At 76.2% G+C, this 19,964-nt stretch carries 17 protein-coding genes; 9 read left to right on the plus strand and 8 right to left on the minus strand.

Going from position 1 to position 19,964, the window contains the following annotated elements; genetic code table 11:
- Positions 1-11: 11 nt before the first annotated feature.
- On the minus strand, positions 12-1,505 hold the full coding sequence (locus J2S46_RS12735; RefSeq protein ID WP_191289071.1) for an MFS transporter: 1,494 nt from the start codon (positions 1,503-1,505) through the stop codon (positions 12-14).
- Positions 1,506-1,532: 27 nt separating this feature from the next.
- On the minus strand, positions 1,533-2,984 hold the full coding sequence (locus J2S46_RS12740; protein WP_191289072.1) for an RNB domain-containing ribonuclease: 1,452 nt from the start codon (positions 2,982-2,984) through the stop codon (positions 1,533-1,535).
- A 188-nt stretch (positions 2,985-3,172) separates the two neighbouring features.
- On the opposite strand from J2S46_RS12740, the gene J2S46_RS12745 reads away from it, so the two are divergent.
- Both J2S46_RS12745 and yaaA read left to right on the plus strand, forming a co-directional pair.
- A complete protein-coding gene (locus tag J2S46_RS12745; RefSeq protein ID WP_191289073.1) occupies positions 3,173-3,613 on the plus strand; it encodes a DUF3995 domain-containing protein in 441 nt (146 codons plus the stop codon).
- A gap of 167 nt (positions 3,614-3,780) precedes the next feature.
- The gene (gene yaaA, locus J2S46_RS12750) at positions 3,781-4,578 is read left to right on the plus strand and encodes a peroxide stress protein YaaA (protein WP_191289074.1); all 798 of its coding nucleotides are present in this window, start codon (positions 3,781-3,783) and stop codon (positions 4,576-4,578) included.
- A 102-nt stretch (positions 4,579-4,680) separates the two neighbouring features.
- Here the strand turns inward: yaaA and J2S46_RS12755 are convergent, their stop codons facing one another.
- From J2S46_RS12755 to J2S46_RS12765, 3 genes are read right to left on the minus strand one after another with little or no spacing between them, the layout of a single operon-like run.
- Positions 4,681-5,829, minus strand: coding sequence for a bifunctional RNase H/acid phosphatase (locus J2S46_RS12755; RefSeq protein WP_191289075.1), 1,149 nt, complete (start codon positions 5,827-5,829; stop codon positions 4,681-4,683).
- A 4-nt stretch (positions 5,830-5,833) separates the two neighbouring features.
- Complete coding sequence (locus J2S46_RS12760) at positions 5,834-6,577, minus strand: zinc ribbon domain-containing protein (protein ID WP_191289076.1); 744 nt, start codon at positions 6,575-6,577, stop codon at positions 5,834-5,836.
- 23 nt (positions 6,578-6,600) lie between these two features.
- A complete protein-coding gene (locus tag J2S46_RS12765; protein WP_191289077.1) occupies positions 6,601-7,437 on the minus strand; it encodes a Nif3-like dinuclear metal center hexameric protein in 837 nt (278 codons plus the stop codon).
- Between the two features lie 681 nt (positions 7,438-8,118).
- Here J2S46_RS12765 and J2S46_RS12770 point away from each other — a divergent pair.
- The 6 genes from J2S46_RS12770 (at position 8,119) to J2S46_RS12795 (ending at position 15,535) form a co-directional block, all read left to right on the plus strand.
- A complete protein-coding gene (locus tag J2S46_RS12770) occupies positions 8,119-10,494 on the plus strand; it encodes a S9 family peptidase (protein ID WP_191289078.1) in 2,376 nt (791 codons plus the stop codon).
- A 278-nt stretch (positions 10,495-10,772) separates the two neighbouring features.
- On the plus strand, positions 10,773-10,958 hold the full coding sequence (locus J2S46_RS12775) for a hypothetical protein (RefSeq protein WP_191289079.1): 186 nt from the start codon (positions 10,773-10,775) through the stop codon (positions 10,956-10,958).
- A 236-nt stretch (positions 10,959-11,194) separates the two neighbouring features.
- A complete protein-coding gene (locus J2S46_RS12780) occupies positions 11,195-11,857 on the plus strand; it encodes a class I SAM-dependent methyltransferase (RefSeq protein ID WP_191289080.1) in 663 nt (220 codons plus the stop codon).
- A 234-nt stretch (positions 11,858-12,091) separates the two neighbouring features.
- Positions 12,092-13,393: a hypothetical protein gene (locus tag J2S46_RS12785; protein ID WP_191289081.1), complete on the plus strand. Its 1,302-nt coding sequence runs from the start codon at positions 12,092-12,094 to the stop codon at positions 13,391-13,393.
- A gap of 7 nt (positions 13,394-13,400) precedes the next feature.
- Positions 13,401-14,435, plus strand: coding sequence for an N-acetylmuramoyl-L-alanine amidase (locus tag J2S46_RS12790; protein WP_370882186.1), 1,035 nt, complete (start codon positions 13,401-13,403; stop codon positions 14,433-14,435).
- A 173-nt stretch (positions 14,436-14,608) separates the two neighbouring features.
- Positions 14,609-15,535, plus strand: a complete 927-nt coding sequence (locus J2S46_RS12795) for a hypothetical protein (protein ID WP_191289082.1) — start codon at positions 14,609-14,611, stop codon at positions 15,533-15,535.
- Between the two features lie 87 nt (positions 15,536-15,622).
- On the opposite strand, the gene J2S46_RS12800 is transcribed toward J2S46_RS12795, so the two are convergent.
- From J2S46_RS12800 to J2S46_RS12810, 3 genes are all read right to left on the minus strand, one after another.
- Positions 15,623-16,681 (minus strand): prenyltransferase/squalene oxidase repeat-containing protein, encoded by a 1,059-nt coding sequence (locus tag J2S46_RS12800; protein WP_229912448.1) that lies wholly within the window; start codon positions 16,679-16,681, stop codon positions 15,623-15,625.
- Complete coding sequence (locus tag J2S46_RS12805) at positions 16,678-17,436, minus strand: class I SAM-dependent methyltransferase (RefSeq protein ID WP_191289083.1); 759 nt, start codon at positions 17,434-17,436, stop codon at positions 16,678-16,680. Before J2S46_RS12805 ends, J2S46_RS12800 begins: the two co-directional genes overlap by 4 nt.
- Before the next feature lie 93 nt (positions 17,437-17,529).
- A complete protein-coding gene (locus J2S46_RS12810; RefSeq protein WP_191289084.1) occupies positions 17,530-18,837 on the minus strand; it encodes a glycosyltransferase family 4 protein in 1,308 nt (435 codons plus the stop codon).
- A gap of 263 nt (positions 18,838-19,100) precedes the next feature.
- Between J2S46_RS12810 and J2S46_RS12815 the strand changes: the two genes are divergently transcribed.
- Positions 19,101-19,715 (plus strand): TetR family transcriptional regulator, encoded by a 615-nt coding sequence (locus J2S46_RS12815; protein WP_191289085.1) that lies wholly within the window; start codon positions 19,101-19,103, stop codon positions 19,713-19,715.
- Positions 19,716-19,964 lie beyond the last annotated feature (249 nt).

Consider the following 19,964-nt stretch of genomic DNA (forward strand, 5'->3'; position numbering starts at 1 on the left):
CGCCGTAGTGGTCATCGTAGCCGCTCGGGCGGCGCCTCCCCTACTCCGGCCGGGTCGGCGGTCCGTCCGGGGAGGCGTTCGGGGCCGAATCCGGCGGCGACCTCGGCCGCGGTACGGCTCGCCCAGGCGGTGGTGGTGACCAGGCCGAGCAGCAGGATGGCGAGGCCGAGACCGATGACGATCCACCAGCCGGCGTGGCTGGCGGCGGCGAAGCCGGTGGCCACCGGGCCGACGACCGCCGAGGTGACGACGGTGCCGATGACGGCGACCCCGAGGGACTGGCCGACCTGACGGCTGGTGGAGGCGACGGCGGCGGCGACGCCGGCCTGGGCGCGCGGCATGCCGGAGACGGCGGCGTTGGTGATCGGCGCGTTGACCATGCCGAAGCCGAAGCCGAACAGCGCGTACGCGGCGAGCAGCAGCGCGGCCGGCGCGTCGGCGGTGAGCCGGGTCAGCAGCAGGCCGCTGGCGGCGAGGCCGAGCCCGGCGGCGACCAGCGGCCCGCGCGGCCCGCGGTTGCCGACGATCCGCCCGGAGAGCGGGGCGCAGACCAGCATCATCCCGGCCATCGGCAGCGTCCAGAGCCCGGCCTGGACCGGGCTGTAGTGCCGGACGTCCTGGAGGTAGAGGGTGTTGAGGAAGAGGAACCCGCCGAGCGCGGCGAAGGCGCAGACGGCGGTGACGGTGGCGCCGGTGAACGGGACGCTGCGGAAGAACCGCAGGTCGACCAGCGGCTCCGGGACCTGCCGCTCCCAGAGCGGGAAGGCGACCAGGGCGGCCAGCGCCACGGCCGCCAGGGTCAGGATCAGCGGTGAGGTCCAGCCGTGCTCGGGGCCCTCGATGATGGCGGCGGTGCCGGAGCCGAGCAGGACGATCATCAGCAGCTGTCCGACCGGGTCGAGCCGGCGCGGCTTCGGCGCGCGCGACTCGGGCACGTACAGGGCGGTCAGCAGGCAGGCGACCAACCCGATCGGGACGTTGATCAGGAAGATCGAGGGCCAGCCGGCGCTGTCCACCAGGAAGCCGCCGAGCAGCGGGCCGAGCGCCATGCTGATGCCGACCACACCGCCCCAGATGCCGATGGCCCGGGCCCGTTCGCGCGGATCGGTGAAGGTGTTGGTGATGATCGACATCGCCACCGGGTTGAGCATCGCCCCGCCGACGGCCTGCAGCGCCCGGGCCGCGATCAGCCACTCCAGGCTCGGTGCGAGGCTGCAGAACAGCGAGCCGAGCACGAAGAGCACCAGGCCGGTCTGGAAGACCCGCCGGCGGCCGAACCGGTCGGCGACCGAGCCGAACAGCATCAGCAGGGCGGCGAGGACGAGGGTGTACGCGTCGATGATCCATTGCAGCCCGGAGGCGGGGGCGTCCAGGTCCTTCTGGATCACCGGGAGCGCGATGTTCACCACCGTGTTGTCCAGACCGACGATGAACAGGCTGAGGCAGCAGATCCCGAGGATCAACTGCCTGCGGCGGCGGCCCGGTGGGGCGGTGAGTTCGACCACCCGCCGATCATCGCACCCGCCGCGGCGCTACGCGGGGGCGAAGCGGACCGTACGGGTGGCGGGGTCCGCGAGGGTCAGCCGGACCCGGATCAGCCCGCCCAGCGGCAGCGGCTCCCGGCCGTCCCCGTCGCACTTCGCCCGGACGGCCGGCTCGCGCAGCTGGACGGTGCCGTGGGCCGGCTTGCGCCCGTCCACGTCGATGACCACCGCGTCGAAGTCCTCGCCCTCGCGGCCGTGCAGCAGTTCGGCCTCCACCAGGTCCACGCAGGCCCGCTCCACCTCGGCGGCCCGGCGGTCCCCGCCGGCCATCAGGGCGGGCAGCGCGGGCAGCGCCTCGCGCACCCAGGACGGCACGTCCGCTCCCCCGGCGACGGCCACGCAGGTCTCCAGCGCGAAGCGGTCGGCCAGCCGGCGCAGCGGGGCGGTGCAGTGCGCGTACGGCGCGGCGAGCGCGGCGTGGCCGGGGTCGGCGGGGGCCGGGAGGCCCTGGGACGCGTCGAAGGCCTGGTAGCCGGCGCCGCGCAGCAGGCCGGTGCACTCGTTGAGGAAGGCGGCGTTCAGCGGCACCCGCGGGTCCAGCGAGCGGATCAGTTCGGGGTACGGCACGGTGTCGGGCCAGTGCACTCGCAGGGCCTCGGCGGTCCGGCGCAGCCGGGCGTAGGCGGACTCGGGCGCGGCGGGCAGGGTGCGGAGCAGGCCGATGCCCGCGTCGAGCATCAGGTCCGCCGCGGCCATGCCGGTGAGCAGGGAGATCTGGGCGTTCCAGCCCTCCACCGGCAACTGGGCCCGGTAGGCGAGCCGGTAGCCGTGCGGGCTCTCCTCCACCTCCTGCTCGGGGACGGGCAGGCTGATCCCGCCGCGGGCCTGTTCCTGCTGCTCGCGCAGCCGGCCGACGGTCGCGAGCAGGGTCAGCTGCTCGTCGGCGGCGCCCGCGTCGAGGGCCTGCTGGACGCCCGCGTAGTCGAGGCGGCGGCGGGAGCGGACCTGGGCACGGCGCAGGTCCGCCAGCACCACGGCGCCGTCGGCGTCCAGGTCGATCTGCCAGAGCAGGGCCGGCCGGACCTCGCCGGGGAGCAGGCTGGCGGCGTCCTCGGAGAGCCGGGCGGGGTGCAGCGGGACGCGGCGGTCGGGGAAGTACAGGGTCTGGACGCGGCGCCGGGCCTCGGCGTCGACGGCCCCGCCGGGGCGGACGAAGGCGGCCACGTCGGCGATCGCGTAGTGCACCCGGTAGCCGCCGGGGCGGTGGGCCAGGTGCATGGCCTGGTCGAGGTCGCGGGAGCCCGGAGGGTCGACGGTGAACAGCGGCAGGTCGGTGGCGTCCTCGCCGGGCACCCGGGGGGAGCCGGCCGCCTCCTCGGCCTCGGCCAGCACCTCGCCGGGCCATTCGGCGCGGATCTCCAGGCGGGTGCGCAGCTCGGCCAGCTCCGCGTTGATCCGGGCGGAGTCCGCGGCTACGACGCTCAGTTTTCGACGGGGCATGCGCGCAGAATAGGGCGTTCCGGGCGGTTCGCGGTGGACCTGGGCGGTCGGACCCGGCGGCGCCGCGTCCGGCCGGCCGCGGCGCCGGTAGAACCGACTGACCGTGGCTGCGCCGCCGCGGGGACGGGGGCGGCCCGGGGCGGCCGATCTGACGGGTCGTAAGGTGGCGGTGTCGAAAGGGGCGGACGATGGACGCGGTACGGAACACGGGTGCGGCGGTGGCCGGGGCGCTGGCGGCGACCGGGGCGCTGCACGCGGCCTGGGCGGCGACGCCTTGGCCGCTGCGGACGCGGGAGGACTTCGCGGACGCGGTGGTCGGCGTCGGTGTGGAGGGCCTGCCCTCGCCGGCGGCCTGCCTGGCGGTGGCGGGGGCGCTGGGCGCGGCGGCCTACCTGGTGGGCGCCCGGGCCGGCGCGCTGCCGGCGGCCGGGCCGCGGTGGGTGCGCGGGGCGGGCTCGGGGACGGTCGCGGCCGTGCTGCTGGCGCGGGGCGCGGGCGGGCTGCTGCTCTTCGGCAGCGGGCGGATCGAACGGACGGAGCGTTTCCTGCGGCTGGACCGCCGCTACTACTCGCCGCTCTGCCTGGCGCTCGGCGCGGGCGCGGGCCTGGTCGCGGCCGCCGGCGACTGAAGCCTCGCGGGGGCGCGGGCCGGGCTCTGGGCGGCGGACGGGACGGCGGACGGGACGGCGGAGGGGGCGTGACTGCGTCCCCGGGAACCGGACGCGGTTCCGCACGCCGGGCCCTGGTTGCGTAGGGTGTCGGGGTCACCTGCCACAAATTGTTGAGGAGTGCCGCCGTGCTGGTCCTGTTGCCGCCCTCGGAGGGCAAGGCCGCGTCCGGGCCCGGGGTGCCGCTGGCGCTCGGCGGGCTGTCGCTGCCGGGGCTGACCGACGCACGGGAGAAGGTGCTGACCGCACTGGTGGAGCTGTGCTCGGGGGACACCGACCGGGCCGCCGAGGTGCTGGGCCTGAGCCCGGGCCTGCGCGGCGAGGTGGCCCGCAACGCCGGACTGCTGACGGCGGGCGCCCGCCCGGCCGGCGAGGTGTACACCGGCGTGCTGTTCGACGCGCTGGGTCTGGCGACGCTGGACGAGGCCGCGTACGGGCGGGCGGAGCGCGCGCTGCTGGTGTTCTCGGGGCTCTGGGGCGCGGTCCGGATCAGTGACCGGATCCCGTCCTACCGCTGCTCGATGGGCGTGAAACTCCCGCCGCTGGGGGCGCTCGGGACGTACTGGCGGAGTGCGACGGCGAGCGTACTGCCGGAGGTCGCCGACGGACTGGTGCTGGACCTGCGCAGCTCCGCCTACACGGCGGCCTGGAAGCCGGCCGGCGAGCTGCTCGGGCGGACCGCGACCGTGCGGGTGCTCCAGGAGCGCGAGGTCGACGGGGTGCTGAAGCGCTCGGTGGTGAGCCACTTCAACAAGGCCACCAAGGGGCGGCTGGTGCGCGACCTGCTGGTGGCGGGCGCCGAGCCCAAGACGCCCGACGAGCTGGTGGACGCGCTGCTGGCGCTCGGCTACCGGGTCGAGGTGGCGGCGCGCGGCACCGCCCGCAAGGCCTGGCAGCTGGACGTCGTGGTCACCGAGATCCACTGACCCGGGCGCGGTGCGCGAGGAGGGGCGGCCGGTACGCGAGTACCGTGCCGCCCCTCCTCGCGCGCCGCGGGCCGTGCCCCCGGCCGGCCCGGCGACGGACCGTCAGCGCAGGTGGCCGGTGTCGTTCAGCAGCCGCACCGAGGCGTTGCCGTCGGTGTAGTACTGGACCGCGGACAGCGCCGCCGCCGAGAGCTCCATCCGGTACAACGCGTCCGGCGGTGCGCCCAGGGCCAGCCGGACCAGCGTCTTGATCGGGCTGACGTGCGAGACCACCAGGACGGTCCGGCCCGCGTACCGGGCCAGGATCTTGTCCCGGGCGACGCCGACCCGGTGGGCCAGCGTGGTGAAGCTCTCGCTGCCGCCGGTCGGCTTGGCCTTCGCGGAGGCCAGCCAGGCGTCCAGGTCCGCCGGGTGGCGCTCCTGCACCTCGGCGAAGGTGAGGCCCTCCCAGTCGCCGAAGTCCAGCTCGCGCAGGCCCTCCTCGATCCGGACGTCCAGGCCCAGCCGGGCGGCCACGGTCTCGGCCGTCTGCCGGGTGCGCCGCATCGGGGAGCTGACCACGGCCTGGATCGTGCCGCGCGCGGCCATCGCCTCGGCGGCCCGCTCGGCCTGCCAGCGGCCCTTCTCGGACAGCTCCGGGTCGCCGCCGCCGCTGCCGGAGAAGCGCTTCTCCGGGGTGAGCGGGGTCTCGCCGTGCCGCAGCAGGACGAAGGTGGTGGGGGTGCCGAGGTCGGCGGGGGCGGCCCAGCCGGCCTTCGGGGCGGCGGTCTCCAGCGGGGCCGCGGGCTCCGCCGCGGGGACGGCGGCCTTGGGCGCCTTGGGCTCCCACTGCTTGCCGGCCTTGCCCGCGTCCATCGCCTCGTTGGCCAGCCGGTCGGCGTCCTTGTTCCGCTCGCGCGGGATCCAGGTGTACCTGACCTGCCCGCGCGGCAGCACGGTCTTCGCCTCGGCGGCCAGCGGCTGCATGTCGGGGTGCTTGATCTTCCAGCGCCCCGACATCTGCTCGACGACCAGCTTGGAGTCCATCCGGACGTCGACCTCGGCGCCCGGGTCGATCTCGCGGGCGGCCCGCAGTCCGGCGATCAGGCCCTTGTACTCGGCCACGTTGTTGGTCGCGTGCCCGATGAACTCGGCTGCCTCGGCGATGATCAGGCCGGTGTCACCGTCCCGCACCACCGCGCCGTAGCCGGCCGGCCCCGGGTTGCCCCGGGAGCCGCCGTCGGCCTCGACGATGAACCTGCGACCCGCCATGGGCTCAGACGCCCGACTCGGCGGTACGGACCAGGATCCGGCCGCAGTTGTCGCAGCGGACGACGGCGTCCTTCGGCTCGGCCTTGATGGCGTTCAGGTCGGAGACCGCGAACTCGACCCGGCAGCCCTCGCAGCGGCGCTGGTACAGGCGGGCCGCGCCGACGCCGCCCTGCTGCTCGCGCAGCCGGGTGTAGAGCTTGAGCAGGTCGGCCGGGATCACCACGGCGACGGCCTCGCGGTCGCGCCGCACCTTCTCGGCGTCGGCGTCGATCTCCGCGAAGGCGGCGTCGCGCCGGGCCTCGGCCTCGGTCAGGGTGACGGTGGAGTGCTCCAGGCGGGCACCCAGCTCGGTGACCCGGGTCTGGGCGGACTCCATCCGCTCCATGATCTCCAGGACCACGTCCTCCAGGTCGGACTGGCGCTTGGCCAGCGAGCCGACCTCGTGCTGGAGGTTCTCCAGGTCCTTCGGCGAGGTGATCGCGCCGGAGTCCAGGCGCTGCTGGTTGCGGGCCGAGCGGCTGCGGACCTGCTCGACGTCCTGCTCGGCCTTGGTCAGCTCGCGGGTGGTGTCGCCGAGCTGGGCCTCGGCGGCCACGACCAGCGACTTCAGCGCGCCGTGGTCGGCGGTGGCCTTGTCGATCTCGGCGTGCTCGGGCAGGCTGCGGCGCCGGTGGGCCAGCTGGTCGAGGCGGGAGTCGATGGCCTGCAGGTCGAGCAGGCGGATCTGGTCGGCGGGCGCGGCGTTCAAGCGGAGGGCTCCTGTGAATCGGGTCAGGCGGTGTAGGGCATGGGGGCGTGCGCGGTCCACGGGTCGGTGACCCGGTGGGAGACCTTGGTCTCCAGCTGCCAGTCGTGCTTGTCCGAGGCGGCGGCCAGCGACCGCGCGGCGAGGTTCAGCCAGGGCCACTCGGTGGCCCAGTGCGCGGCGTCGACCAACGCGAGGGGCGCGGACTGGGCGGCCTCGGACGCCGGGTGGTGGCGCAGGTCGGCGGTGACGTACGCGTCGACGCCGGCGGCCCGGGCGTCGGCGAGGAAGCTGTCGCCGGCCCCGCCGCAGACCGCGACCCGGCCGATCAGTCGGTCCGGGTCGCCGGCCACCCGGACGCCGGTGGCGGTCGCGGGCAGGCCCCGGGCGACCCGGGCGGCGAAGGCGGAGAGCGTGAGCGGCGGCTCCAGCAGGCCGATCCGGCCGCTGCCGCGCCGGCCGGCCGGGTCGGTCGGGTCCGGGACGAGCGGGCCGGTGACACGCAGGCCGACGGCCTCGGCCAGGGCGTCGGAGACTCCCGGAGCGGCGTGGTCGGCGTTGGTGTGCGCGACGTGCAGGGCGATCCCGGCGGAGATCAGGCGGTGCACCACGCGGCCCTTGAAGCCGGTCGCGGCGACGCTGGTGGTGCCCCGCAGGTAGAGGGGGTGGTGGGTGACCACGAGGTCGGCCCCCCACTCGACGGCCTCGTCGACGACGTCCTGGACGGGGTCGACGGCGAACAGGACGCGGCCGACCCGGGCCTCGGGGTCGCCGCAGACCAGGCCGACGGCGTCCCAGGACTCGGCCCACTGCGGCGGGTAGAGCTCTTCCAACGCGCTGATGACCTCGGACAGATTCGGCACCTGTCGAGACTACCGTGCGCACGGGGCCGTCCGGGCGCACGGCCGCCCGGCCCGGGGCCGGTACCCGGCCCGTCCGCGGCCCCCTCCACCGGCCGGCCGGGGACGGCCGGCCGCCGTCGACGACGCGCGAAGGACGGGGGGACGGCGTGCGGAAGGCCGTCCGAGGGGGGTGGGGCAGGCGCGGCGCCCGTCCGCCGGCCGGGGCGGGCCGGGCGGACGCCGCCGACGGTCAACCGGGCGGTGGCCGGGCGGGACCGCCGCGCACCGGCGCGCGCGGCACCGTCCGGGCGCCCGGGCCGGGCACACCGAGGCCCCCGCGCAGAGGCGAAAGCGGAACCGGATCACCCTTATGAGTGAAGTGACCCGCTTCTCGTTGAACCCGTTCGTCCTCGTCAGTAACTTCACTTCAGCGAACGGGAGTTGCCCCGGCCAGGGGTCGGGAAGGGTCCTCCGCCGCACTCTCGGCCCGCGTGGTCGGGCTCCTGGGGCCGCCGCCCCCGGGCCCGGGCCGAGCGGCCGGCGGAGGCGGCCGGGGCGCTCCCGTTCCCGCCGCTCCGGCGTTCACCGCGGAGCGGCCCCGCCGGCGGAACGCGCCCCCTGCCCCGGGGCCTCGCCGCCGACGACCACCGCCCCCGCCCCTCGGGAGGGGGCCGAGCTGGGAGAGGTACCGGTGAGCAGCAAGTGAACGTGGCCACCCGCCGCTCGACCCTGGCCCTGCGCCGGCTGGGCTTCACCTTCGCCTCCGACGGCTCGCACGCCGCCTGCCTGGCCTCCGGCGCCGACGGCGGCTGGTACGCGGAGAGCTGGCGGCTCCCCGCGGACGGGCCCGCCCTGCCGACGGCGCTGCCGCTGCCCGGCCAGCGGTCGGAGAGCCTGCACTCGCAGTTGGTGTCGCTGGCCGACGGGACGGTACTGGTCTGCCGGCACGACGGCGACCGGCACGAAGTGGTCCTGCTGTCGGCCGGCGACGACGACGGGCCGCAGGTCCTCGGAGCACCGGCCCTCGGAGCACCAGCCCTCGGAGCACGGCCGTTCGGCCCGGAGCCCGGATCGTCCCTCGGCGGGACGTCCCCCGCGGACGCCTCCTTCACCGGTACCGCCTTCACCGGTACCGCCTTCGACCCGGCATCCCCCGGTACGACGGCCGCCCCACCGGCGCGGGAGTGGCGCCTCGCCGCACTGCGGATGCCCGGCCTGCGGCTGCTGCCGTTCCCCGCCGCACCCGCGTCCGTCCTCACCCGCGCCTCCCTTCTCCTCCCTTCCCCGTCCGCCGCCCCCGTCGCACCCACCCCCGCCCGCCCTGCCGGCGCCCCGGTGGCGCTCGCCCTGGGCACCGACGCCCGGCCGGTCACCACGGTCTGGCTGGTCCGCACCGACGGGAGCGCCCCCGAGCAGGTCGCCGAACTGCCCGGCCTGCACGGCGGCGGCGTCTGGCTGGACCGCACCGGGCGGCTGCTCGCCCTGGACCGTGTGCACGAGGGGGTGGTCCGCAGCGTGGTGCTGGACCTCGGGCTCGGCGAGGTCACCCCGCTGCTGGAGATCGGCGAGCGGAGCAACGACCGGCTGGTCCTGTTCGACCCGGACTCCCGCTTCATCATGGTGCGCAGCGACGCCCCGGGCGCCGACCGGCTCGGCTGGGGCGTGCTCGGCGGCGCGGTGCCGCTGCGCTTCCCGGACTGCCTGCACGTACCCGGCGTCTTCCTGCGGCCGGTGGCCCTGCGGCCCGCACCGCCCGCACCGCCCGCACCGCCCGCACCGCCCGGGGCGGCCGGGGCGGCCGGGGCGCTGGATCCCGGACGGACGGAAGCAGGGCCGCAGGACGACGACCGGCCCCACGCCGGCGGCGGCAGCAGCGGCGGCGGGCTGCCCGAGGACGTCCGGGTCGCCGTCCAGATCGACCACGGCGCGAGTTCCGCGCTGGCGCTCTGGCAGCCCGCCGGCCACCGGCTGGAGCCGCTGCCGGTGCCGCCCGGCCGGCTGGGCGCCGTCGCCCACTGGTCGGCGGGCGCGCTGCGGATGCCGTACTCCTCGCCCGACCAGCCGGCCGCGCTGGCCACCCTGGACGTGGACGCCCTGCTCGGCGCGGGCCCGGCGGCCTCGGCCGGCGCCGTACCGCTGCCGCTGCAGCTGGCGCCGCTGAGCGGCAGCCTGCCGCAGCCCTGGCGGGAGGCCGCAGGGCCCCCGCCGTGGGGCGGCGAGCCGAGAGTCTCCCGCACCTCGCCGCCCGGCTGGCGGCTGGACGGCAGCGTGCGGCCGCCCGACGGCAGCCGCTGGCACTCCGCGCAGAGCCTCGAACTGGCCGGCCCGACAGGTCCGTTGGAGGCCGTGGTGTACGGCGGGGACGCCTGGCTGAGCAGCCCGCAGCTGGTCCTGGCGCTGCACGGCGGCCCGGCGGACGCCTGGCTGCTGGAGTTCGACCCGGCGTTGCAGCGGATGGCCGCTGAGGGCCTGGCGGTGGTCGCCCCCAACCAGCGCGGCAGCACCGGCTACGGCACCGGCCACGCGATGGCGGTGCGCGGCGCCTGGGGCGGGCCCGACCTGGAGGACGTGCTCGGGCTGCTGGAGGGCGTCGCCGGCCAGCGCTCGGCCCTCGGCCTGGAACCGCCCGCCCTGTTCGGCGTCAGTTACGGCGCCTTCCTGGCCCTGCTGGCCGCCGCCCACGCCCCGCCCGAACAGGTGGCCCGCTGCGCGGTGGTGGCGCCCTTCCTCTCCGGCGCGCGACTGCTGGCCGAGGCCTCGGCGCCGGTGCGGGCGCTGACGACCCGGCTGGGCGGCCACGAGCCGGTGACCGACGAGCGGGGGCCGCGCGACGTGCTCCAGCTGGCGCACCGGATCGGCGCGCCGCTGCTGATCCTGCACGGCGACCGCGACGAGGTCGTCCCGGTGGGCCAGTCGCGTTCGCTGCGGCACGAGTTGATCCGGCTCGGCCGGGTCGAGGGGGCCGACTTCCGCTACGTGGAGGCGGCCGGCGCCGGGCATGAGTTGCTCGCCGAGGAGGGCTCGGCGGTGCTGCACGAGTTGCTGGCGGGCTTCCTGCGCACCGGCCGGGCGGGCTGACCTGGCCGGCCGGCGCGGGCCCCCGGGAGCGTCCAGGCCCCGCCGGGGCGGTTGCCGAAAGTTACCGGGCGGTCGGCACCGGCCGTCCGCGGGCCCGGAGCCGATCGATAGGATCCGGCTCGTTCCGGCCGTTAGGGTGGCCGGGGCAGAGGCCGTGATCATCCGCCTCCGACGCTCCTTCGGGCGTCCTGCCCGGGGCTCCTCGCCCGGGCGCCCCGCCCTCACCGGTGCCGTGCGGCGGCACCTGACACCCGTACCCTCGCACGGAAGACGATTTGATGTCCGACACCCTCTCCGACACCACCAGCCCCGACAGCACCGGCCACGGCGGCGCCCGCCACGACACCGGCGCGAGCACGGCCGCGGACTCGGCGCACGGCCGGCACCGCGGTACGACCGCCCCGGACGACAACCCCCAGGCGGACGCCCACGGCCGGCACCGGCTGGCCGCCGAGCGGCGCTGAACCGACGGCCCCACGGCCGGCCGCGAGCAGCACCGAACCACCCCGCGAGGGCCCGGCGCACCGCCGGGCCCTCGCGGCGCTCCACGACGACGCCGGCCCGCCGGCCACCGGTCGCCGGGCCCGCCCGGGAGCGGCCGCCCCGAGGCCCTGCCGGGACGCGCCCTACCGTCGAGTAGGGTCCAACCGCCGGGCACCGGTCCGGCCCACCACCCGCGCCGTCTGCAAGGAGCACCGCGATGTCCGACCTCCGGGAGAGCACCCGCCCCGCACCCGAGGTGCTGGCCGCGTTCGAGGCCGCGACCGGGTTCATGCCGGTGGACGAGGGCCTCGCGCTGTACGCGGTCGCGCTCGACGCGGCCCGGCGCACCGGCCGGCCGCTGCTGGAGATCGGCACGTACTGCGGCCGCTCGGCGATCCTGCTGGCCGCCGCCGCCCGTGAGGCCGGCACCGTCGCCCTGACCGTGGACCACCACCGGGGCTCCGAGGAGCAGCAGCCGGGCTGGGAGTACCACGACCCGACGCTGGTGGACCCGGAGGTCGGCCGGATGGACACCCTGCCGCGGTTCCGCCGGACGCTGCACGCGGCCGGCCTGGAGGAGCACGTGGTGGCGCTGGTCGGGCGCTCGCCGCAGATCGCGGCGCTCTGGGGCGGGCGGCTGGGCCTGGTCTTCATCGACGGCGGGCACACCGACGAGCACGCCACCGGCGACTACGAGGGCTGGGCCCCGCACCTGGCCCCGGAGGGCGTCCTGGTGGTGCACGACGTCTTCCCCGACCCCGCGGACGGCGGCCAGGCGCCGTACCGGGTGTACCTGCGGGCGCTGGCCGAGGGGTTCGAGGAGGTCTCGGTGACCGGGTCGCTGCGGGTGCTGCGCCGCCCGGCCCCGGCCGCCGGCTGACCCCGCCCCCTGACCGGGCGGCTTCCGGGGACGCGCCCGCCGCTCCCGTCCCGCGGAACGGCCAACCGCCCCCGCACCGCACACGGATGCTCTAACGTCGTGCCGGGTCGCATGGGTGTCCGGGTGCCGGGGCGCCCCGGCCGGGACACTCCGGGTACGGTGGCCGCGCGGAACTCCGGCACCGCAGCGACGACACGGCAACGCACGGCGAGGCAGGACGGCGGGGGCGAACGCATGACGGACCAGAACAACACCGCTCCGGCGGTCTGGGACCCCACGGCCCGGGGGGGCGCAGGCGGCTGGGTACGAGGCGGCAGCCAGAACGGCGGACGGAGCGGCGGCCCGGGCGGCGACCAGGGCGGCGCGCCGGGGCCCGCCGCGGGCGGTCCGCAGGCGCCGCAGGCCGCGCCGGGGCAGCCCGGTGCGCCGGCGCAGCCCGTCGGCCCGCCGGGCGGCCGGCCCCACCAGCCGCCGGCGCCGGGGCACGACGCCCCGACCCAGCTCGCCCCCGCCGTACCGTCGGCGGCGCCCGGCGGCTACGGGTTCCCGCCGCCGGCCCCGGGCCGGCAGCAGCCCTTCCCGCCGCAACCGCCCCAGCAGGCCCCGCCGTACCCGCAGTCCGGCCCCGGCCAGGGCTTCCCCTCCCATGCCGGGGGCGGGCCGGGCGGCCCGCCCCCCGGCCCGTTCCAGCAGGACCAGTACCCGCCGGGCATGTTCCGCCCGGACGCCTACCCGGACCAGTACCAGCAGGGCCCGTACCCCCCGGCCGGGCAGCCCGGCCCCGCGGGCTACGAGGCGATCGACCTGGACGACGAGGAGCGGCCGGCCCGCAGCCGCACCCCGCTGCTGGTCGCGGTCGGCCTGCTGCTGGTCCTCGGCCTGGGCGGCGGCGTGGTGTGGGCGGTGCAGAACTCCAGCGACGGCCCGGAGCGGAAGGCCGCGGCGCCGGCGAGCCCCGGTGCCGGCGGCGGCCAGCAGCCCGCGCCGCTGCTCAGCGGGGACGCCTCGGCGCCCGCGAGCGGTCCTGCCCCCACCGCCACCGGTCCCGCCGCGAGCCCGACCGCCGACCAGGTGAAGGCGCAGACCCAGGCCAAGGCGCTGGACGAGCTGCTCGCCCGCGCGGAGGGGGCCAAGGCCCCGATCGGCAGCGCGGTGGCCAAGGTCTCCAGCTGCCCGGCCAAGGCGGACATCGAGAGCGCGGCGCAGGTCTTCGACACCGGCGCCCAGCAGCGCGAGCAGCTGCTCGGCGAGCTGGCCAAGCTCGACTTCGCGGACGTGTCCGGCGGCGCGGAGGCCGTCCAGTCGCTGCGCACCGCCTGGCAGCAGTCCGCCGAGATCGACCGGGCCTACGCGGCCTGGGCCCGGGCGGTCTCCGCCCAGGGCTGCCCGGCCGGCGGCGCGCCGACCACCGCCGAGAAGAAGCGGGCGGACGAACTCAATCCGCAGGCGACTCTCGCCAAGAAGGACTTCGTCGCGAAATGGAAACCGGCCGTCGACACCTACGGGCTGACGCCGCGCACCTGGGACAGGATCTGAACGACTCGTGACCGGCACCACCCCTCAGCACCCCGACCCCTCCCGCTCCCCCGACGGCCCGGCGGCCGAGGTCCGGCCCCGGCGTACCCGGCTGCACGTGGTGGCCGTCGTCTGCGCCGTGCTGCCGCTCTGCTTCGCGGGCTGGCTGGGCTGGCAGGCGGTGGCCGGCAAGACCTCGGACGCCTCGTCGGCCGCCGCCGCGGACCCGGAGGCGGCGCTCGACCCCGGACTGTCGACGCCCCGGCCGGCCGGCGCGAGCCCGGCGGGCGCCGGCGCGGTGTCCGCACCGGGCGTCGCCCCGGCGGAGGGCAGCCCCTCGGTGGCTCCCCCGGCGGCGCCCGCCACCGGCGCGTCGCCGGTCGGCCGGGTGCTGGTGGGGCGGACGGTGCTGATCGACCCCGGGCACAACACCAAGAACTCCGCGCACACCGCCGAGATCAACCGACAGGTCGACATAGGCAACGCGCGCAAGGAGTGCGACACCACCGGCACCTCCACCAACGCCGGCTACTCCGAGGCCGAGTACACCCTGGACGTCTCCCGGCGGGCCCGGACGATCCTGGAGGCCCGGGGCGCGACGGTCGTGTTCACCCAGGACGGTGACAAGCCGTGGGGGCCCTGCATCGACGAGCGGGCCAAGGCCGGCAACACCGCGCACGCGGACGCCGCGGTGTCCGTGCACGCGGACGGCGGCCCCGCCTCCGGCAGCGGCTTCCACGTGATCATGCCGGCGAAGGTCGCCGCCGGGCGGGCCGCGAACGCCGCGATCGTCGCGCCCTCGCACCGCCTGGGCCTGCTGCTGCGCGACAGCTTCAAGGCCGCCACCGGCGAGCCGTTCGCCGACTACATCGCCTCGCAGGGCCTGGACACCCGGTCCGATCTGGGCGGGCTGAACCTCTCCGCCGTCCCCAAGGTGTTCATCGAGTGCGGCAACATGCGCAACGCGGGCGACGCGCAGCGGATGACGGACCCTCAATGGCGCCAGCTGGCCGCGCAGGGCATCGCCGACGCGCTGACGACGTATCTGACCACACCGGGCTGACCAGCGGAGCTGGCTTTTGCAACGACTTCGCCCCATTACGGAGCCCGCCGTGCACACGCCCGGGCGTTGGCCCTAGGCTCTTGGTCCGTTCGGGAGTTTTCCCGTCCGGTGACCGGTCCGGCAATCCGGACACGCAAACTGCCGTCCACGACACACCAACGAGGGGAACGTTAGTGAATCTGCGCGCTCTCACCAGGGGAGACGCCGCCGTCGCAGGTGCGGCCGTCCTGCTGTTCATCGCCTCCTTCCTGCCGTACAGCACCTTCGACGCCTGCTCCGGCGTCAAGAGTTCGTCCTGCTTCTCGGCCTCACAGAACGCCTGGAACACCGGGCTGTTCCCGATCCTGCCGTCGGTGTTCCTGCTCGGCCTGGCGGCCGCCGCCCTGATCCTGGTGCAGCGCTTCCAGGGCCCGGCCGCCGCCACCCGCCAGGTGCTCGGCCTGCGGCTCGACCAGTGGGGCATCGCCTTCGCGGTCGCCGCGCTGTGGACGGGCGTCTGGGCGCTCGGCGGTGGCGGTGACAGCTCCGCATACGGTCACGGTTTCGGCGCCTGGCTGGCGGTCCTCGCGCTGATCGTGCTGGCCGGCGCGGCCGCCGCCGGTCCGCTGGTGCCCGCCCTGCAGGCCCCGCTGGTCACCGACAAGCCGGCCGTCCAGCCCGGCTACCCCGGCGCGGCCGGCTACCCGGCGCCCGGCGTGGCCCAGGGCCAGCCGCAGCCCGGCCAGTACGGCTACCCCGTCCCCGGCCAGGAGGCCGCGCAGCCGCCGGCCTACGGCCAGCCGCAGCAGGGCGGGTACGGCTACCCAGCCCCCGGCCAGCCGCAGGACGCCTCGCTCGGCGGCCAGCCGGCCCAGCCGCAGCCGGTCCAGGCCCAGCCGGCGCCGGCCGCCCCGGCCGCGGACTTCGCACCGTTCTGGTTCGCCGTCCCGGAGCAGCGCCAGCTGGCCCCCAAGGACAACCCGCACGGCGGCCCGGTGGGCGAGCTCGTCCCCGGCACCTGGTACCTCGCGGTCGAGCAGCGCGGCGCGGCCCTGGTCGCCCAGCTGCAGGACGGCAGCCAGGGTGTGCTGAACGACACCTCGGGCATCCAGCGCGGCTGACGCCGGCCGGAAGGAGTCGAGTGGGGCGGGACCGGATCTCCGGTCCCGCCCCACTCGTGTTCCCGCTACCGCCGCCCGGCGCCGGGATCAGCAGCAGTCCTGCACCAGCAGCCCCGCGGGCAGCTGGTCGCCGCCGAAGACCGCGACGGTGGCCGGGTCGCCGCCGAGCGCGGCCACCGCGAGCAGCAGCGCCCCGGCCGTCCAGGTGGTGCGCTCCTCCGGCCAGACGGCGTCGTCCTCGAAGACGTACCCCGTCCAGTACGAGCCGTCGGTGTGCCGCAGCCGCTGGATCCAGCGCAGGATCTCCACCGCGCGGTCGGACTCGCCGACCGCCCACAGGGCGAGAGCGAGTTCGGCGCTCTCCCCGCCGGTCACCCAGGGGCGGTCGCTGACGCAGCGCACGCCGAGGCCGGGCACCACGAAGCGGTCCCAGTCGCGCGCTATCCGCTCCAGCGCGGCCGGGCCGCGCAGGGCGGTGCCGAGCACCGGGTAGTACCAGTCCATCGAGAAGCGGTCCTTGTCGAGGAACCGCTCGGGGTGGCGGGCCACCGCGTGCCGCAGCCGCCCGGCGGCCAGCTCCCAGTCGGGCTGGGGCTCCTCCAGGTAGTCGGCGACGGCCAGCCCGCAGCGCAGCGCGTGCAGGATGCTGGACGAGCCGGTGAGCAGCGCCTCGTCGGGCGCGGTGCCGTCCTCGTCGAGCCGCCAGGCGATCGGGCCGCCGGGCAGGCGCAGGCCGACGGTGAAGTCCAGGGCCCGTCTGACCGTGGGCCAGATCCACTCCAGGAAGGCGTCGTCCCCGGTGCTGAGGTGGTGGTGCCAGACCCCGACCGCGATGTACGCGCAGAAGTTGGTCTCCTTGGACGCGTTGGTGACCTCGCCGGCGGTGTAGCCCGCGTACCAGGAGCCGTCCGGGTTCTGCTGGTCGACCAGCCAGCGGTAGGCGGCCTCGGCGGCGGCGTGCTCGCCGGCCGTGTCGAGGGCCATCGCGGCCTCGGTGTGGTCCCAGGGGTCCAGGTGGTGGCCGGTGAACCAGGGGATGGCACCGTCCGGCCGCTGCTCGGCGAGGATGCTGCGGACGGTCGCGGCGGCCTGTTCGGCGTCCAGCACACCGTCCAGCAGCAGCGCCTCCGGGACGGCGGCGGTCACGCGCCGGCCTCGTCGGCGGGCCGGTGCGAGGGCCGCTGCGGCTTGCTCGCGTAGGCGACGAAGCTCTTGCCGATGACCGGGTTGAGGGCCTTCTCGGCGGCCTTGGTGAGGGTGCTGATCACCGGCGTGCCGACGATGTCCCAGACCAGCAGCTGGTGGTAGGCCTTGACCGGCAGCGCCTTGTCGTTGTCGACGCCGACCGCGCACTTGATCCACCAGTACGGCGAGTGCAGGGCGTGCGCGTGGTGGGTGCCGTAGGGCGTGAGGCCGGCGTCGGTCAGCTTCTCCAGCAGCTCGTCGCCGCGGTAGATCCGGATGTGGCCGCCCTCGTTGGCGTGGTACTCGTCGGAGAGCGCCCAGCAGATCTTCTCCGGCAGCCAGCGCGGGACGGTGACGGCGAGCAGGCCGCCGGGCTTGAGCACCCGGAACATCTCCTGCAGCACCCCCTTGTCGTCGGGGATGTGCTCCATCACCTCGGAGATGATGATCTTGTCGAAGGACTCGTCCTCGAACGGCAGCGCCAGCGCGTTGCCCTCCACCGCCACCGCGGACGCGCCGGCCGGGGCCTCGCCCGCCTCCGCCATGGCCGCGAACCACTTCCGGACCTCGGCGATCTCCTCGGCGTTCTGGTCGAGGGCGACCACGTCGGCGCCGCGCCGGTAGCACTCGAAGGCGTGCCGGCCCCCGCCGCAGCCCAGGTCGAGCACCCGGTCGCCGGGGGCGAGCGGGAAGCGCGAGAAATCGACGGTCAGCACTGCGGGGCTCCCATTCCTTGGTACCAAACGTTCTTGACGTCACGTCACTCGGGTGACGCCACGGCCCGGCGGTCGCCGCACGCGACCCGGCCGTCAGGCGACGTAGCGCCAGCCCGCGCCCGCCCTGGCCCGCTGCCCGGCGCCGGTGGCGATCGCCGCCCGGTAGCGCTCCGCGGTCAGCTCGGCCGCCCGCTCCCAGGTGAACCGGGACAGCACCCGCTCACGGCCGGCCGCGCCGAGCGCCGCCCGCAGCTCCGGGTCGTCCAGCAGCCGGCCGAGCGCCGCCGCCAGCGCGCCGGCGTCGCCCGGCGGCACGGCCAGACAGGTCTCCCCGTCCGGGCCCGCCACCTCCGGGATCGCCCCGCCGGTGGTGGCCACCAGCGGCGTGCCGGTGGCCATGGCCTCGGCGGCGGGCAGCGAGAAGCCCTCGTACAGCGACGGCACGCAGGCCACCTCGGCGGAGCGGTAGAGGTCCACCAGCTCCTGGTCGGTCAGCCCGCTGCGGAACTCGATGTACGGCTCCAGGCCGAAGCGCCGGACGGCCTCCGCCACCGGGCCTTCGCCGCGCTGCTTGCAGACCACCACCAGGTGCGCGTCGCGCTCGGTCCGGACCTTGGCCAGGGCCTCCACCAGGTGCACCAGGCCCTTCAGCGGGACGTCCGCGCTGGAGGTGGTGACGATCCGGCCCGGCACGGCGGCGACCTCCGGCGAGGGCGACCAGAGCCGGGTGTCGGCACCGATCGGCACCACCGAGACGGCGCCGGGGGCGGCGCCCAGGTGCTCGGCGATCTCGGTCTTCGAGGTGCCGGAGACGGTGATGATGTGGTCGAGGCGGGCGGCGACCCGGCGCTGCATCCGGGTGAAGGAGTACCAGCGGCGCAGCGAGAGCCGGCGCAGCCGGGTCGGCGCCGCGTCGAGCTCCAGCTGCCGGTCCACGGTGATCGGGTGGTGGATCGTGGTGACCAGCGGGAACCCGTGCCGCTCCAGGCCGAGCAGGCCGTAGCCGAGGGTCTGGTTGTCGTGCACGACGTCGTAGCGGCCCTTGTGCGCGGCCAGGTACTGCCGGGCGCGCAGCGAGAAGGTCAGCGGCTCGGGGAAGCCGCCGGTGCGCATGGTGGCGACCTCCAGCACGTCCACCGGCCCGCGGTACTCCGCGAGCGCAGGGGTGCGGAACGGGTCGTCGGCGCGGTAGAGGTCCAGGCTCGGCAGCTCCACCAGGCGCACCGAACCGGGGCCGGGCACCTCGTCCAGCACCGGGTAGGGCTGCGAGCCGATCACGTCCACGTGGTGGCCCAGGCGCGCCAGCTCGCGGGACAGGTGCCGGACGTAGACGCCCTGACCGCCGCAGAACGGGTCGCCGCGGTAGGACAGCAGGGCAATCCGCAGCGGCTGCGCGGTCATCCTCGGCCCCTTATCTCTGCTGCTCGGGTCTGATTCACTGCTCCGGACCGGGGGCGGCCCACGGCGCTAAAGTAGATCAGGTTTCACTGTGGCGTGGAGTTCGTCATTGAGCATGTGAACAATGAGAGACCTTGAAGATACCGGCCCGTAGCTTGTGGTTCCGAGCCGGGGAAGGTGATTCACGCCACGCCCGCGAGCCGCCTCGCGACCCGTCCTTCGACCGACCTCGCGACCGACCGTGACCTCGCGCCCTGGGGGCCCTCTTGCCGACCACCACGCCCGACCCGGCCACCACCCCGCCGGCCGGCCTGCCGCTCACCGCGCGGCAGGCCGAGCGCCGGCTGCGGATCCTGCGCGCCGCCACCGCGCTGGCCGGCCGGGGCGGGTACGAGGCGGTGCAGATGCGCGAGGTCGCGGACGGCGCACAGGTCGCGCTCGGCACGCTGTACCGCTACTTCCCCTCGAAGGTGCACCTGCTGGTCGCGGTGATGCAGGAGCAGCTCCAGCAGCTGCTGGAGCAGGTCAGGCGCCACCCGCCGGCCGGCGACGACCCCGCGCTGCGGGTCGCCGAGACGCTCACCCGGGCCTTCCACGCGCTGCAGCGCGAGCCGCTGCTGGCCGAGGCGATGGTGCGGGCGCTGTCCTTCGCCGACCGCTCGGTCAGCGCCGAGGTCGACCGGGTCAGCGGGCTGACCGCGCAGATCATCCTGGACGCGATCGGGCAGGCCGGCCCGCCCAGCGAGCAGCAGCGGGCGGCGGTCCGGGTGATCGAGCACACCTGGCACTCGGCGCTGGTCTCCTGGCTGTCCGGCCGGGCCTCGATCGCCGAGGTCCGGGCGGACCTGCGCACCGCCGCCCGGCTGCTCGCCCTGCCCTGACCCGGTCCCGGCCCGGCCTGCGCCCGACCACCCCGGGGCGATAACCGGTTCTCGTTCGATCCGGCCCGGCGGCGCCGGTTGCGACCGAGCCCACACCACGTCGGCACATCGGCGCCGGAGGCTGCGGCTAGAGTCGACGGGCACCACCACAACTGCATCCGCCGCCCTCCGGGGAAAGCCGGTGCGACACCGGCGCTGACCCCGCAACCGTGAGCCCGCGCCCAGGCGCCGGGCGAGCCGGACCGCCCG

The sequence above is a fragment of the Kitasatospora herbaricolor genome (assembly GCF_030813695.1).
Classification (GTDB): Bacteria; Actinomycetota; Actinomycetes; order Streptomycetales; family Streptomycetaceae; genus Kitasatospora; species Kitasatospora herbaricolor.

Excerpts from the sequence above, each read along its gene's own strand:
- J2S46_RS12740 (WP_191289072.1), bottom strand. The coding sequence starts at position 2,984 with ATGCCCCGTCGAAAACTGAGCGTCGTAGCCGCGGACTCCGCCCGGATC.
- J2S46_RS12745 (WP_191289073.1), top strand. The coding sequence starts at position 3,173 with ATGGACGCGGTACGGAACACGGGTGCGGCGGTGGCCGGGGCGCTGGCG.
- J2S46_RS12755 (WP_191289075.1), bottom strand. The coding sequence starts at position 5,829 with ATGGCGGGTCGCAGGTTCATCGTCGAGGCCGACGGCGGCTCCCGGGGC.
- J2S46_RS12775 (WP_191289079.1), top strand. The coding sequence starts at position 10,773 with ATGTCCGACACCCTCTCCGACACCACCAGCCCCGACAGCACCGGCCAC.
- J2S46_RS12780 (WP_191289080.1), top strand. The coding sequence starts at position 11,195 with ATGTCCGACCTCCGGGAGAGCACCCGCCCCGCACCCGAGGTGCTGGCC.
- J2S46_RS12785 (WP_191289081.1), top strand. The coding sequence starts at position 12,092 with ATGACGGACCAGAACAACACCGCTCCGGCGGTCTGGGACCCCACGGCC.
- J2S46_RS12810 (WP_191289084.1), bottom strand. The coding sequence starts at position 18,837 with ATGACCGCGCAGCCGCTGCGGATTGCCCTGCTGTCCTACCGCGGCGAC.